General features: G+C 70.3%; 13 protein-coding genes. 7 read left to right on the plus strand and 6 right to left on the minus strand.

The window, feature by feature from the left end; all coding sequences use genetic code 11:
* The first annotated feature begins 8 nt into the window (after positions 1-8).
* The 6 genes from kdpB to hydE all read left to right on the plus strand — a co-directional run bounded on the left by kdpB (position 9) and on the right by hydE (position 8,044).
* Positions 9-2,243: a potassium-transporting ATPase subunit KdpB gene (gene kdpB / locus Q7W29_08960; GenBank protein ID MDO9171946.1), complete on the plus strand. Its 2,235-nt coding sequence runs from the start codon at positions 9-11 to the stop codon at positions 2,241-2,243.
* Positions 2,244-2,245: 2 nt separating this feature from the next.
* Positions 2,246-2,833 carry a potassium-transporting ATPase subunit KdpC gene (gene kdpC, locus Q7W29_08965; GenBank protein ID MDO9171947.1) on the plus strand — a complete coding sequence of 196 codons (588 nt, stop codon included), beginning with the start codon at positions 2,246-2,248 and terminating at the stop codon, positions 2,831-2,833.
* A gap of 30 nt (positions 2,834-2,863) precedes the next feature.
* Entirely contained in the window at positions 2,864-5,587 is a 2,724-nt protein-coding gene (locus Q7W29_08970) for a sensor histidine kinase KdpD (GenBank protein MDO9171948.1), read from the plus strand.
* Positions 5,584-6,282: a response regulator gene (locus tag Q7W29_08975; GenBank protein MDO9171949.1), complete on the plus strand. Its 699-nt coding sequence runs from the start codon at positions 5,584-5,586 to the stop codon at positions 6,280-6,282. The genes Q7W29_08970 and Q7W29_08975 overlap by 4 nt, the downstream gene beginning before the upstream one ends.
* Positions 6,283-6,292: 10 nt before the next feature.
* On the plus strand, positions 6,293-6,808 hold the full coding sequence (locus Q7W29_08980) for a hypothetical protein (GenBank protein MDO9171950.1): 516 nt from the start codon (positions 6,293-6,295) through the stop codon (positions 6,806-6,808).
* Between the two features lie 129 nt (positions 6,809-6,937).
* A complete protein-coding gene (gene hydE, locus Q7W29_08985) occupies positions 6,938-8,044 on the plus strand; it encodes a [FeFe] hydrogenase H-cluster radical SAM maturase HydE (GenBank protein ID MDO9171951.1) in 1,107 nt (368 codons plus the stop codon).
* On the opposite strand, the gene Q7W29_08990 is transcribed toward hydE, so the two are convergent.
* From Q7W29_08990 to Q7W29_09010, 5 genes are all read right to left on the minus strand, one after another.
* Entirely contained in the window at positions 8,041-8,736 is a 696-nt protein-coding gene (locus Q7W29_08990) for a hypothetical protein (protein MDO9171952.1), read from the minus strand. The genes hydE and Q7W29_08990 overlap by 4 nt on opposite strands.
* Positions 8,723-9,259, minus strand: coding sequence for a hypothetical protein (locus Q7W29_08995; protein ID MDO9171953.1), 537 nt, complete (start codon positions 9,257-9,259; stop codon positions 8,723-8,725). Before Q7W29_08995 ends, Q7W29_08990 begins: the two co-directional genes overlap by 14 nt.
* 168 nt (positions 9,260-9,427) lie before the next feature.
* Positions 9,428-10,543: a serine hydrolase domain-containing protein gene (locus Q7W29_09000; protein ID MDO9171954.1), complete on the minus strand. Its 1,116-nt coding sequence runs from the start codon at positions 10,541-10,543 to the stop codon at positions 9,428-9,430.
* Positions 10,544-10,551: 8 nt separating this feature from the next.
* On the minus strand, positions 10,552-11,067 hold the full coding sequence (locus tag Q7W29_09005; protein MDO9171955.1) for a hypothetical protein: 516 nt from the start codon (positions 11,065-11,067) through the stop codon (positions 10,552-10,554).
* Between the two features lie 102 nt (positions 11,068-11,169).
* Positions 11,170-11,610: a hypothetical protein gene (locus Q7W29_09010; protein MDO9171956.1), complete on the minus strand. Its 441-nt coding sequence runs from the start codon at positions 11,608-11,610 to the stop codon at positions 11,170-11,172.
* 238 nt (positions 11,611-11,848) lie between these two features.
* Here Q7W29_09010 and Q7W29_09015 point away from each other — a divergent pair, with 238 nt between their 5' ends.
* Positions 11,849-12,742, plus strand: coding sequence for a hypothetical protein (locus Q7W29_09015; protein ID MDO9171957.1), 894 nt, complete (start codon positions 11,849-11,851; stop codon positions 12,740-12,742).
* Positions 12,743-12,787: 45 nt separating this feature from the next.
* Here the strand turns inward: Q7W29_09015 and Q7W29_09020 are convergent, their stop codons facing one another.
* Positions 12,788-14,503: a hypothetical protein gene (locus Q7W29_09020; GenBank protein MDO9171958.1), complete on the minus strand. Its 1,716-nt coding sequence runs from the start codon at positions 14,501-14,503 to the stop codon at positions 12,788-12,790.
* Positions 14,504-14,832: the final 329 nt, after the last annotated feature.

Raw genomic sequence — 14,832 nt, forward strand, 5'->3', positions numbered from 1 at the left:
TCACCACGGTGTTGTGGATCCAGGCGCTCACGGGCAAGGGCGAGGCCCCCGCGGCCTTCATCGGCTGGGTGTGCGTCTGGCTCTGGTTCACAGTGATCTTCGCCAACTTCGCCGAGGCGATGGCCGAGGGACGGGGCAAGGCCCAGGCAGCAGCCCTCCGCAAGTCGCGCCGGGATGTCACGGCCAAGAAGCTCGCGACACCCCGGCGGGGCGGCCAGGTGACACTGGTCTCCGGCGCCACGCTCCACAAAGGTGATGTCGTCCTGGTGGAGGTGGGCGACACGATCCCCGGTGACGGCGAGATCATCGAGGGCGTCGCGTCGGTGAATGAATCGGCGATCACGGGTGAATCCGCCCCGGTCATCCGCGAGGCGGGGGGCGATCGCTCCGCCGTCACGGGCGGCACGACGGTGCTGTCGGACTGGATCGTCGTGCGCATCGCCGCGAACCCCGGCGAAACCTTCCTGGACCGCATGATCTCGCTGGTAGAGGGCGCCAAGCGCCTCGCGGCGCCGCGGCGCGACGCGACGGCGGTCGAGGTCCCGTCCGCGACCCTGCGCCGAGGCGACCTGGTGCTGGTGGAGACCGGCGACCTGGTGCCCGGCGACGGCGAGGTGATCGAGGGCATCGCCTCGGTCGACGAGAGCGCCATCACCGGCGAGAGCGCGCCGGTGATCCGCGAGAGCGGCGGCGACCGCAGCGCCGTGACCGGCGGCACGCGGGTGCTGTCGGACTGGATCGTCGTGCGCATCACCGCGGATCCGGGGGAGACCTTCCTGGACCGCATGATCGCGATGGTCGAGGGCGCGAAGCGGCAGAAGACGCCCAGCGAGATCGCGCTCGGCATCCTGCTGTCCGCGCTGACCATCGTCTTCCTGCTCGCGACCGCGACGCTGTACGCCTTCTCGGCCCACGCGGCGAGCGCCGGGGGCCGGGGCGCGCCGATCCCGCTCACGGTGCTGGTCGCGCTGCTGGTCTGCCTCATCCCCACGACCATCGGGGGCCTGTTGTCGGCCATCGGCATCGCGGGCCTGGACCGGCTGGTGCGGGCCAACGTCCTGGCGACGTCGGGCCGCGCGGTCGAGGCCGCCGGCGACATCGACGTGCTGCTGCTGGACAAGACGGGCACCGTCACCCTGGGCAACCGCGAGGCGGTGGCGTTCGTGCCGGCTCCGGGGGTGACGGAGCGGGAACTGGCCGACGCTGCGCAGCTCGCCTCCCTGGCCGACGAGACCCCCGAGGGCCGCAGCGTCGTGGTGCTGGCCAAGGAGCGCTTCGACCTGCGCGGGCGCGACCTGCAGAGCCTCGGCGCGGTCTTCGTGCCCTTCTCGGCCCACACCCGCATGAGCGGGGTGGACGTCGACGGCCGCCGAATCCGCAAGGGCGCGGTGGACGCCGTGGTGCGTTTCGTCGCCGGCCTGGGCGGCGCGATTCCCGCGGCGGTGGCCGCGGCCGCCGACGAGCTCGCGCGCGCCGGCGCGACGCCGCTGCTGGTGGCCGACGGCGACCGGGTGCTCGGCGCGGTCCACCTCAAGGACATCGTCAAGGGCGGCCTGCGCGAGCGGTTCGTCGAGATGCGGCGCATCGGGATTCGCACCGTGATGATCACCGGCGACAACCCGCTGACCGCCTCAGCCATCGCCGCCGAAGCCGGCGTCGACGACTTCCTGGCCGATGCCACGCCCGAGCGCAAGCTCGCCCTGATCCGCGAGTACCAGCAGCAGGGGCGCCTGGTGGCCATGACCGGCGACGGCACCAACGACGCGCCGGCGCTCGCCCAGGCCGACGTGGCCGTGGCGATGAACACCGGCACCCAGGCGGCCAAGGAGGCCGGCAACATGGTGGATCTCGACTCGAACCCCACCAAGCTGCTGGACATCGTGGCCATCGGCAAGCAGATGCTGATGACGCGCGGGGCGCTGACCACCTTCAGCATCTCCAACGACGTCTCGAAGTACTTCGCGATCATCCCGGCGGCCTTCGTCGCCACCTGCCCCGAGCTGGGCGTCCTGAACGTGATGCGCCTGCACTCGCCCCAGAGCGCGGTGCTCTCGGCGGTCATCTTCAACGCCCTGATCATCGTGGGCCTGATCCCGCTGGCGCTGCGCGGCGTGAGGTACCGGCCCGCCCCGGCCGCGCGCCTGCTGCGCGACAACCTGCTGGTCTACGGCCTCGGCGGCCTGGTGCTGCCGTTCCCGTGCATCAAGGGCATCGACCTCGTCCTGCAAGTGCTGGGGGTGTGATCGTGGCACGGATCCTGAGGCCGGCGCTGGCGCTGCTGGCGCTGTTCACGGTCCTGCTGGGCCTGGCCTACCCCGCGCTCGTCACGGGGTTCGCACAGCTCGCGTTCCCGGACGCGGCGGACGGCAGCCCGCTCGTCCTGGACGGGCGCACGGTGGGCTCCGCGCTGATAGGGCAGCCGTTCGCCGACCCGCGCGACTTCTGGGGCCGCCCCTCGGCGACGACGCCGACCCCCTGCCGGGCCGACGCGTCGGCGGGCTCGAACCTCGGGCCCTCGAACCCGGCGCTGCGCGCCGCCGTCGCGGCCTGGGCCGCGGCGCTGCGCGACGCCGACCCCGGCAACGCGGCGCCGATCCCCGTCGACCTGGTGACGATGTCCGGCAGCGGCCTCGACCCCCACATCTCACCCGCGGCCGCGCTCTACCAGGCCGGGCGCGTGGCCCGCCTTCGCGGCCTGCCCGAGGCCGCGGTGCGCGACCTGGTGGCGGCGCACCGCGAGGGCCGCCTGCTGGGCCTGTTCGGGGAGCCCCGCGTGAACGTGCTGCGCCTGAACCTGGCCCTGAATGGGCTGGAGCGGGACGCCGCGCGGTGATAGCTTCACCGGCATGACGAGGGTGGGACCATGACGACCCCTGACGAACGGCCGGATCCGGACGCCCTGCTGCGCCGCGTGCAGGTCGAGGAGGGCCGCCGCGCCGGGTCCGCCCTGAAGATCTTCTTCGGCTACGCCCCGGGCATCGGCAAGACCTACACGATGCTGGAATCGGCGCGGCGCCTGCGGGACGCGGGCGTCGACGTCGTGGTGGGGTGCGCCGAGACCCACGGGCGGGCGGAGACGGCGGCGCTGCTCGCCGGCCTCGAGGTCCTGCCCCGCCGCGACGTCGCCTACCGCGGCACGACCCTCGCCGAGTTCGACCTCGACCGCGCCCTCGCCCGCCGCCCCGCGGTGCTGCTGGTCGACGAGCTGGCGCACGACAACGCCCCCGGCAGCCGCCACCGCAAGCGCTGGCAGGACGTCCTGGAGCTGCTCGAGCAGGGCATCGACGTGCACACCACGCTCAACGTCCAGCACGTCGAGAGCCTGAACGACGTCGTTTCCCAGATCACCTACGTCCGCGTGCGCGAGACGGTGCCGGACTCGATCCTCGAGCGGGCCGACGAGATCGAGGTGGTCGACCTGCCGCCCGACGAGCTGCTGGAGCGGTTGCGGGCCGGCAAGGTCTACATCCCGGAGCAGGCCCGCCAGGCCGTCGACCACTTCTTCCGCCGCGGCAACCTGCTGGCCCTGCGGGAGCTCTCGCTGCGCCGCGTCGCCGAGCGCATCGACGCCGACGTGCGCGCCTACCGGCACGACTACGACATCAAGGCCACCTGGCCCGCGGCGGAGCACATCCTGGTCTGCGTGGGGCCGAGCCCCTCGTCGTCGCGGATCATCCGCGGGGCGCGGCGCATGGCCGAGGGCCTGCGCGCGCGCTGGACCGCCGTCTACGCGGAGGCCTCGGACGCCTTCCCGATGTCGCCCGCGGACGAGGAGCGCCTGCAGGGCCACCTGCTGCTGGCCGAGTCGCTGGGCGCCGAGGTCGTCCGGCTGAGCGGCCGCCGATTGGCCGACGTGCTCATCGACCACGCCCGCGAGCACAACGTGACCCGCATCGTCGTCGGCAAGCCCACCCATTCCCGCTGGCGCGACCGGTTCACGGGCTCGCTCGTCAGCCGGATCGTGCGGGGCAGCGGCGACATCGAGGTCCACTTCATCGCCGGCGACGAGGCCCCCGACCGGCCCGCGGACGGGCGCGCGCGGGCGCCGCGGCGCTTCGACGGGAAGGGCTACGGCGTGGCGGCGCTGTCGGTCCTCGCGGCCACCGCGGTCGGGGTCCTGGCCCGCGACTACCTGTCCCAGCCCGACTTCGTGATGATGTTCCTGCTGACCATCATGGTGGCGGCCTACCGTTACGGGCGCGGGCCTTCGCTCGCCGCGGCGGGGCTCGCGGTGGCGGCCTACGACTTCTTCTTCGTGCCGCCCTTCCACACCTTCAGCGTGGAGCACGCGCGCCACCTGCTCACCTTCCTGATGATGTTCGCCGTGGGCCTGGTCATCAGCGGCCTGACCAGCCGGCTGCGCCGCCAGGAGCACGGGGCGCGGCGGCGCGAGAGCCGGACCGCCGCCCTCTACTCGCTGAGCCGCGAGCTGGCCTCGGCCCAGGGCGCGGCGCAGGTCGCGCGGGTCACCGCCGCGCACGCGGCCGCGGTCTTCGGGGGCGGGGCGGTGGTCCTGACGGCCGACGCCGCCGGCTCGCTGAAGGAAGGGGGCGAGGGCGCGGCCGGTCTCGAGCTGAGCGAGGAGGAGTTCGCCGTCGCCCGCTGGTCCGCCGAGCACGGCCGCCCGGCCGGCGGCGGCACGGACACGCTGCCGGGCTCGCGCGTGACCTGCTACCCGCTGCGGGCGGGCGCGGACACGCTCGGCGCGCTGGCGGTCGCGACCCCCTCGCGCGAGATGCTGGCGGTCGAGCAGCGGGGATTCATCGAGGCGTTCGTCCGGCAGGCGGCGCTGGCCTTCGAGCGCGTGCGTCTCGTGGAGGAGGCCCGGGTCGCGGCGCTGCGCGCCCGCACCGAGGAGACGCGCAGCGCGCTGCTCGGCGCCGTGTCGCACGACCTGCGTACGCCGCTCGGCGCGATCGTCGGCGCCGGCTCGACGCTGCGCGACGAGAGCGGGCGGCTCGCCCCGGCGCAGCGGCAGGAGCTGTGCGACACGATCTGCAGCGAGGCCGAGCGCATGGAGCGGCTCGTGGCGAACATCCTGGACATGGTGCGCCTGGAGTCGGGCGGGATCGTGCCGAAGCGCGAGTGGGTGCCGCTGGAGGAGACCGTCGGCTCGGCGCTCTCCCGGCTGGAGGCCCGGCTCGGCGCCCGCGCGGTGCGGCTGGACCTGCCGCCGCAGCTGCCGCTGCTCTCGGTGGACCCGGTCCTGTTCGAGCAGGTCTTCATCAACCTGATCGAGAACGTGATCAAGCACGGCGGCCCCGACACGCCCCTGGAGATCGCGGCCCGCGCCGCGGGCGCGACGCTGGAGATCGAGGTCGCCGACCGCGGCCCCGGCCTGCCCGCGGGCGCCGGGGAGCAGGTCTTCGAGAAGTTCTACCGCGGCCCGGAGGTGCGCACCGGCGGCGTGGGCCTGGGGCTGGCCATCTGCCGCGGCATCGTCCACGCGCACGGCGGGACGATCGCGGCCGCGAACCGCGAGGGCGGCGGCGCGGTCTTCCGGATCGCGATGCCGCTGCAGGAGGCGCCGCCGGCCGTCGCGCCGGCGTCGGAGGCGGAAACGCCGGAACGGGGGCGGGAGCCGTGAGCGATCTTGCCGCGAGGGTGCTCGTCGTGGAGGACGAGCAGCAGATGCTGCGGTTCCTGAGGACCGCGTTGACGGCGCAGGGCTACGCGATCCTCGAGGCGGGGACCGCCCGCGACGCGGTCGTCGAGGCGACGACCCACAATCCCGAGCTGATCCTGCTCGACCTCGGCCTGCCCGACGGCGACGGCATCGACCTCACCCGGAAGTTCCGCGAGTGGACGCGCGTGCCGATCATCGTCATCTCCGCGCGCGGCCGCGAGGACGACAAGGTCGCGGCCCTCGACGCCGGCGCCGACGACTACCTCACGAAACCCTTCAGCGTGAACGAGCTGCTGGCGCGCATGCGGGTCGCCCTGCGCCACGCCGCGCAGGCGGGGACGGACACGACCTCGACCGTCATCGAGGCGGGGCCGCTGCGCGTCGACCAGGCGCGGCGCGAGGTCGCGGTCGACGGCCGCGAGGTCCGGTTGACGCCCACCGAGTACCGGCTGCTGGTGCTGTTCGCGCGCAACGCCGGCAAGGTGCTCACGCACCGGCAGATCCTCAAGGAGGTGTGGGGCCCGCCCTACATGGGCGAGACCCACTACCTGCGGGTCTTCATGGCCCAGCTGCGGCGCAAGATCGAGACCGACCCCGCGCGCCCCCGCTTGCTGGTCACCGAGCCGGGGGTGGGTTACCGGATGAAGGACCTCTAGGGAGCCGCGCATGAACCTGCTGCTGATCGTCGTCGTCGTCACCCTGAAGTTCCTGCTGCCGGTGCTCTTCCTGCGCTTCCCCTTCGCGGCGGGCTGGGCCAACTGGCTCCTGGACTCGGTCGACGGCGACCTGCTGATCCCCGCCGGCCTCGACGACGTCCTCTACCAGAACCTCGACAAGTCCGCCGACTGGGTCGGCTACCTGTTCATCTTCATCTGGGGCTGGCGGCAGCCGATCCGGCGCGAGATCGCGGCCACCTTCGCCCTGCGCACCGTCGGGCAGGCGCTGTTCTTCGTCACGCAGAACGAGTTCGTGTTCTTCTGCTTCCCGAACCTGCTGGAGCCCCTGTTCCTGGTCTACGCCACCATCGCGCGGTTCCGCGGCCGGGACCGTGTGCAGGCGATCTACCGCGCCCGGCTGGTCTGGATCTGGCTCGGCATCCTGGTCTACAAGTTCCAGGACGAGTGGTTCACCCACGTGGCCAACGTGGACCGCACGGAGTTCGTGCAGCGGTTGCTGCGCTGACCGGCGGGCGGGACCCGCCCGGGCGAAGCAAGCCGAGTAGCAAGCCGGTTGCGGCCGATTGTGGCGGCAACTACCATTGAGCCGGTGTTCGACGGATCCGGTCCCCATCCGCAAAGCCGGGTTCTCCCGATGGACCGACTGCTCGCCAACCCCGCCGCCCGGCCCCTCGCCCGCGAGGACCTGATCACCCTGCTGTCCCTGACCGCCCCCGAGGACGTCGCCCGCCTGCGCCGCGCCGCCTTCGACCTCGCCACCCGCAGCGTCGGCGACGAGGTCTACTACCGCGGCATCGTCGAGTTCAGCAACGAGTGCGCCCGCAACTGCCACTACTGCGGCATCCGCGCCGGCAACCGCGAGGTGGCGCGCTACTGCCTGTCCCACGAGGAGGTCGTGGACTGCGCCCTGTGGGCGGCCGCGATGGGCTACGGTTCCTGCGTGCTGCAGTCGGGCGAGAAGTGGGACGAGGACTTCGTGGAATTCGTCGAGGGCTGCGTGCGGGAGATCAAGGAGCGCAGCCGCGGACCGGAGCTGCCGGACGGGCTGGGCGTCACGCTGGCGGTCGGCGAGCAGACGCCCGAGACCTACCGCCGCTTCCGCGCGGCCGGCGCCCACCGCTACCTGCTGCGCATCGAGACCACCAACCCCGACCTCTTCGCGCGCCTGCACCCGGCGGCCCAGCGCTTCGAGGACCGCGTGGCCTGCCTGGCGTCGCTGCGCGAGGCGGGGTTCCAGGTCGGCACCGGGGTGATGATCGGCCTCCCGGGGCAGACCGCCGCGGACCTGGCCGACGACATTTTGTTCTTCCGCGACCAGGACGTGGACATGATCGGCATGGGCCCCTACATCGTGCACGACCAGTCGCCCATGCGCGGGCTGGGGATGATGCCGCACGACGAGCTGCTGTCGCTGGCCCTGAACATGATCGCGGTCACGAGGCTGGCCCTGCCGGACGTCAACATCGCCGCCACCACGGCGCTGCAGGCCCTGGCCCCCGACGGCCGCGAGCGGGGGATCGCCTGCGGGGCCAACGTGATCATGCCCAACCTCACGCCGCAGGACGCGCGCCGGAACTACCGGTTGTACGAGGGGAAGCCCTGCCTGGACGAGGGGCGGGACGAGTGCCGCGTCTGCCTGCAGCAGCGGGTCGAAACGGCCGGCCGGACGGTCGCGCGCAACGCGTGGGGGGATTCGCGGCGGTTCCTGAAGCGTCAGCGGCCGCCCGCCGATCGCTCCTAGACCGCGATTCGGTTGAACCGTCCCAGGATGACCTCCAGGCGTGCACGCGTGGCATCTCCGGCCGGCAGCATCCCGGGCAAGCTGTCCAGGAAATGCTCCATCCCCATGATGGCCCCGATATGTTCACCGATGAAGGTCTTCAGGTCCATTCGTTCGAGCGCGACTTCATCCGCCAGCTCCGGACGTCCATCGATCAGCGCCACGATGTCTTCGAAATCGCGGCTGCTGAACAGATCGCCGGCGCCGCGAGATCTGAAGGCGTCCAGTTTCGTCGCCAGGAACGACGGCGCAGAGGCGCAGCGGATGTTCTTGCCGTTCGGCAGCCGGAACACGAGGCTGCGGGAAAACGCCTCTTGGTACCATCGAATCCCGAAACCCAGCACTTCCTCGTTGCAGGGCAGGATGTCCAGGATCAGTGTGCCACAGTTGTAACGGCAGATCGGACCGGGTCGCTCCATGTCCTGCTTGAACCCGAGCCTGCGCAACAGGGCTTCCGTATGACGGAACTCCTCGTAGGACGAGTCGTCGGTGATCAGGTCGACGTCGAAGGTTCTCCGGGACGGTGGCGCCGCGCTGTCGGTGATCAGGAGCGGGACGGCACATCCGCCGACAAGCAGGGACTTGTCGAGGATCGGCCCCAGCATCCCGGATGCCCGGATGAGCAATTCGATGTTGGGGCTATCGGCCAGCATCCGGGAACAACGTCATCTCGAGCATCATGGTCGCCACTCCGGCGCCGCGCGGAGACGCCGTGCGCAAGCAGTCGACCAGGGCCAGGATGCGGTGGAAGTCGATGTCCTCATGTGCGGCCTTCGGTGCATTGGGATGGAGCGGAGAAAGTGCCAGGCCTCGAACGGTTCCCTCTTCCCAAGGCCAGACGTACGGCGGTTGCCCGTCCTGCGAAAGGGCCAGGTCGAGGCCGGGCGCCGCGAAGGCCGTGGGCATGCCCCGTACCATCCCGCCTTGTTCCGGTACGAAAACGTACTTGAGTCCGTGGCACAGAAATTCGTCGATGCACTTCCTGACGGGCTGGGGATTCCGTTCCTGGAGGACGGGCACCCGCAACAGCCCGGCCCGGAGGGAGCGCTTCACGGCCGCATTCGTCTCCGAGGCGCTCATGTGCAATTCCGCGGAGAGACGACTGTAGGTCCATGGCCGGGCGCTCCTGGTGACCAGCTTCAAGACGACATAGAGATCTTGGGGCTTGAGTTCCATGCAATCATGTTATTCGCGATTCGCGAATACGTCAATATGCTGTATATTTTGCGGCAGGTACATATTAATTAACTATAACCATATTATATTATTGGACGTTATGCGCTAGTGCCATTGATATCTTAAATTATATCCATAACAGTCTGTATATTTACAACACTCGATCGCTCAATGCGTTCTGTCACCTCGCGTCGCCACCAGTTCCGCGATCGTCGCCACCAGTTCACCGGCGAGCACCCGCCCGTTCGCCGCATCGTGGTCCAGCACGCACCCCGCCACCGTCAGGTCCAGCGACGGCACGTGGAAGACGAACGTGTTCCAGAAACCCTGGTGGCCCCAGGCCAGCCGCCCGTCCAGCTCCACGCACATCAGGCCTAGCCGGTAGTCGGCCGTGCCGCCGCCGGTCATCGCCGAGAGGCTCGCCTCGTCCCGCAGCACCCGCCCCTTCAGCAGCAGGCGCATGAACGTCCCGAGGTCGCGCACGTCGCAGACCAGCCCGCCCCCGCCGAACAGGTCCAGCGACGGGTGCCAGTCGCGCGTGTCGCTCTCCCCGATGTACTGGTGCGCCCGCGGCCCCGCCCCCGCGGGCGGCGGCTCGTCGAGCTCCCACCACGTGGACCGCAGCCCCAGCCGCTCGTAGCCGAGCAGCTCGTGCACCGCGACCCCCAGCGGCCGGCCGGTCAAGCGCTCGACGATGCCGCCCAAGAGCACGTACCCGGTGTCCGAGTACCGGTAGCGCTCGCCGGGCGCGCCGACCGGATCGCGCCACTCCACGCAGCGGCGGACCTGCTCGGCGCGGGTCCAGACGTGCTGCGGGTCGGCGTAGATGGCCTCGGCGTAGCGCGGGTCGCCGGAGTGCTCGTCCAGGCCCGAGGTGTGGCTCAGGACGTGGCGCAGGGTGATGGCCCCGAGGTCGAAGCCGTCGCCGGCCAGCAGCTCGCGCTCCTCGGGGGTGAGGTGGGGGCCGAGAGGGTCGTCGAGCGAGAGCCGCCCCTGCTCGGCCAGCCGCAGCACGGCGGCCGCGACGTAGGTCTTGGTGTTGCTGGCGATGCGGAAGGTGTGGGCCGCGGTGAGTGGCTCGCCGCCGTCGCGAGCGGCAAACCCGGCGGCCCCCGTCCAGTCCGGCCCCAGCCGCGGGCAGCAGACCCAGGCGACGACTCCGGGCGCCGACGGGTTCGCGGCCAGGAAACGCGCGAGCGCCGCCTGCAGAGGGTCCGCCGCGAACGACGACGACGCGCACAGCAGGCCGGCGGCCAGGACCAGTCGACGCAACGCGGGGGCCACGGCGCTCCCTACTCCTGCATGAACTCGTAGGCGATCAGCACGCCCGTGTCGTCTTCCATGTTGTGCATGAACTGCACCGCCACGTTGCCCTTCTGGGAGCTGGTCATGCCGCTCTGGGCGCCCATCGACACCAGCTGCGACTCGAAGCCGGCGCCCTTCAGCTGCTCCAGGTACTTGTCCGAGGCGTCGTCCGGGACGCCCTTGTACCAGATGTTGAACTTGCGCATGCCGGCGTCGGTGCCGCTGTGCACGCGCTCGATCGTGCCGTGCTCGAAGCGGGGCACCACGTCGAACATGTCCTCCGGCCACTGCGAGGTCGCGACCATCTTGACCTCGCCGGTCTCGGTCTTGACCGTGATGTCGCCGTCCTTCATGTCCACGTCGGCTTTCTGGCCGGTCGCCTGCTCGAGCATCTCCTCGGTCATCCGCTCGGCCAGCTTCTCGTCCGCCTGCTTCTTGCCGCAACCGGCGAAGGAGGCGATCGCGACGACGAGCGCCAGGCAGACCAGAATCCTGTTCAACATGAACCGCCCCCTTGCTTCGGTGCCGAATTCGCATGGAGATCGTGATCGGGGAATTCTAGGCGGATCCCCACGGGGCTCGCAAGCGATATCGATGGGCTTTTTTCATTTGGACAGGAGCAGGTCCAGCGTCGCGCTCTCCGGCACCTCGTCGTTGTCGAAGTCGAACTCGACCGACGCGCCGCGCAGCGACAGCTTGCCTTCGATCAGGGCGACGTCGAACTCCCAGGAGTAGGGCATCCCCTGCGGCGTCAGGCTCATCAGGTCCTGGCTCAGCTCCCAGTACCCGTACGTGGTGACCGACAGCTCGCCGACGGGGGAGACCACCAGTTCGAAGTCCCCGTCCTCCTGCAGGTCGAGCGTCGCGGTCCCGCCGAAGGCCACGATGTCCACGGTCGTCTCCGGCGGCACGCTCTGGTACTTGCATTCGAGGGCGGTCCACCGGCCGTAGACGTCCTCGATCGGCGGCGCCACGGGATCGTCCCCGCCACAGCCGGCCACGATCGCCAGCGCGATGAACGCGTTCGCCAGTTTCCAGGATCGCATCGCATCCCTCCTCTTGCAGGCCCGATGACGCCACTTTATCACAGTCGCCCCGCCCGGGGGGGCGATCGCGCATTTTGTTTTTACATAATGAGTTGCGCTCCGGTTTCGGCCGGATTCGGCCGGAATCCCCATCGGCCACGTTGCCACCGGGGCCTGTTGGTGATTATGATGCGTGAGCAAATGCCGGCGTGCCCGTCACCCCCGCCGACGCCGGAAGTTCTACCAAGGAGATGAAATCATGCGCAAGCCCTCGATGGTGCTGCTGATCGTTCTGGTCGTGGCGCTGCTGGTCGCGTCCGTCGTCCTGTTCCAGAAGCTCCAGACCAGCAAGGCCGATTTCGCCGTCCTGCAGGCCGACGAGCAGGCGACGACCGAGCGTTACGAGGCAGCCATCGACGAGATCGCCGGCATCCAGGAGAGCCTCGAGGCCATCGACATCGGCGACCAGGGCACCCAGGCCCTCGCCACCGAACTCGAGGCCGAGCAGAGCCTGAGCCAGGATCGCGGCGAAGAGGCCCGCCAGCGCATCGCCCGCATCAAGGAGAGCATCGTCCGCGCCAACGACCGCATCCGCGATCTGGACCAGCAGCTCAAGGAGAGCGGCGTCAAGGTGGCCGGTCTCGAGAAGCTGATCCGCGGCCTGCGCCAGACCGTGGCCGAGAAAGAGGCCGTGATCGTCACGCTGACCGCCCGGGTGGACGAGCTGCAGACCCAGGTGACGGGCCTGACCGCCGAGGTCCAGGCCGGCCAGCAGACGATCCAGACGCAGACCGAGACCATCCAGTCCCAGACCGAGGCGATCGAGGTCTCCCGCGCCCGGCTCAGCACGATCTACTACGTGGTCGGCACCAAGAAGGAGCTGCAGGCGGCGGACCTGATCGAGTCCAAGGGCGGCGTCCTGGGCATCGGCAAGACCATCAAGCCGACCGGTCGCCTCGAGGGGGCCGTCTTCACGTCCCTGGACACCGACCGCGTGACCGTGATCCTGATCCCGGCGACCAAGGCGAAGATCGTCAGCCCGCAGCCGCTCGCCAGCTACGAGCTGCAGCTGGTGGGCGAGCAACTGGAGCTGCGCATCCTGGACACGCACGCGTTCCGGACCGTCAAGCACGTCATCATCATGACGGAGTAGGCGGCGGCGGAAGCGACTCCGAACAATGGCGCGGCCCCTGGTCCCTCAGCGGGACTGGGGGTCGTCCGTTTCCGGGCGCAGGAGGCCGGTGTCGGCGCGTTCGCGCCAGGTGCGCTCCAGCTCGGCGATCTTCGCCGCCGTCAGCGGCGGCGTGCGCTCCCGCACGAACCAGACCTTCCCGTCGTAGAGCAGGTTGGGCAGGTAGCTGTCGACGTAGCCGGCCGGCGGGCGTCGGCTGTGGGCCATCATGTCGATGCCCGAAGGCAGCGGCGTGCGCGCGATCACGTAGTCGTTCAGGCCCAGCACGTCGACGATGTTGACGTGCGGCATCATCCACGAGGGCACCCCGACGCAGGGCAGCCCGATCGTCGCGTAGCGCGACGTCGCCAGGGACATCCCCTGCTCCCGCGTGGGGTAATATCCGAGCTGGGTCTTCCAGAAGATCTTGTGCTCCTGGTGGCGCATGCCCACGTGGTGGGGGATGAGCCAGGCCTGGGCGCGGTCGAACGCCGCCGCGTACCAGCGCACCGGCGCCGGCCAGCTCGGGGCCACGGGCATGCGCAGCACGTGGGTCTGCGCGCGGGTCTGCAGGTCCTTCGTCAGCGCCCAGTGGGTCCACGGCAGGGGCAGCGACAGCAGCAGCACCGCGCCCGCGACGGCCAGCGACACCGTCGGGCCGCGGCCGAGGCGGTTCAGGGACCAGGCCACCGCCAGGAAGATCAGCGGCAGCAGGTGCGAGTAGACCCGGAACTCGAAGTGGTCCCCGCCCACCACGAACGTGTAGTAGGCGAAGTGCAGCAGCAGGGCCGCCCCGCCCGCCCACCGCGGCGCGACCGCCGCAAGGGCGGCCCGGTCCGCGGGCGGCGCCGGCTTCCAGCCGCCGCGGCGCAGGCCGTCGATGGCCGCCCAGACCGCGACGGCCGCCGCGGCCCAGAGGGCGTACTCCAGCGTGAAGCTCCAGAGGTAGCGCGCGCCGCTCTGCGGCCAGGCGCTCGTCACCTTCGCGTAGTAGGTGTTCGGCAGCCACGCGCCGTAAAACGAAAGCCGCCAGGCCTCGTGGGCGACGACGACGGCCAGCGGGGAGAGGCCCGCGAGCAGGAGCCGGCGCGCTCCGCGGCGGCCGACGGCGCCGAAGGCGACCAGCAGCACGGCGGCCGCCGTCACGGCGCAGTAGAGCAGCCCATCGGGCCGGGTCAGCGCCAGCACGGCGGCGGCTGACATGGCCAAGGCCAGCCGTCGCGCGGTGGGGGGAGCCGACATCATCGCCGACGCCCACAGCAGCACCAGGAAGTTGAACATCGCCGTCTCCAGCCCCGAACTGCTCCAGGCCAGGAAGGTGCGGTTCAGCAGCAGGTAGGCGAACATCAGGCCCAGGAACGCCGCCCGCCACGGGCGCAGTCGCTCGCGCCAGTCCAGGTGCAGCAGCATCCGGCCGGCCAGCGTCAGGGTCCCGCACGCGAACAGCAGGGAGATCCAGTTGGCGCTGTCGGGCGGTTCGACGCCGGTCACGCGCCACACCAGGTCCAGCAGGACCGTCCACAGGAAGCTGGTGTACCCCTCGACCGGCAGGAACGGTGGCGCGTTCCAGACGTAGCCGTGCCCGAGGTGGGCGTTGCTGATGTAGCGGAAGGCGATGAAGGCGTCGTCGGTCAAGAACCAGAACAGCCGCCACCCGCCGTACAGTGCCAGGCAGCCGATCGCCGAGGCGACGGCCAGCAGCCGGCGATCCCCGTCGAGTCGGAAGCCAAGTTCGTGACGCATTCGCCCCTCCTGAAGAAACCGCCCGCCAGCCTACCACGTAACAGCATATGCGTCAATGAGATGGCAGCCCGCCCGCCCGGAGGGCCCGATCCGTGCTGCAGATTGCTATCGACATCCATATATCCAAATCTCAACCCGAATACCATCATAACTATTGACAAAATGCCGCTATCAGGATATATATGACCAAGTTCACGGTCGCTCATCGGATCGTCGCCCGCCTTGATGGCGGTGGTCAACACGATGGGCGAGTCTTCACCCCGGTTCGGGGGGCGTCTGCAAGGCTGCCCCGCCACGGATGGCGGGGCAGCCTGGAAGTCGAGCGAGCC

Source organism: bacterium, assembly GCA_030654305.1.
In the GTDB taxonomy this organism is placed as follows: Bacteria; Krumholzibacteriota; Krumholzibacteriia; order LZORAL124-64-63; family LZORAL124-64-63; genus PNOJ01.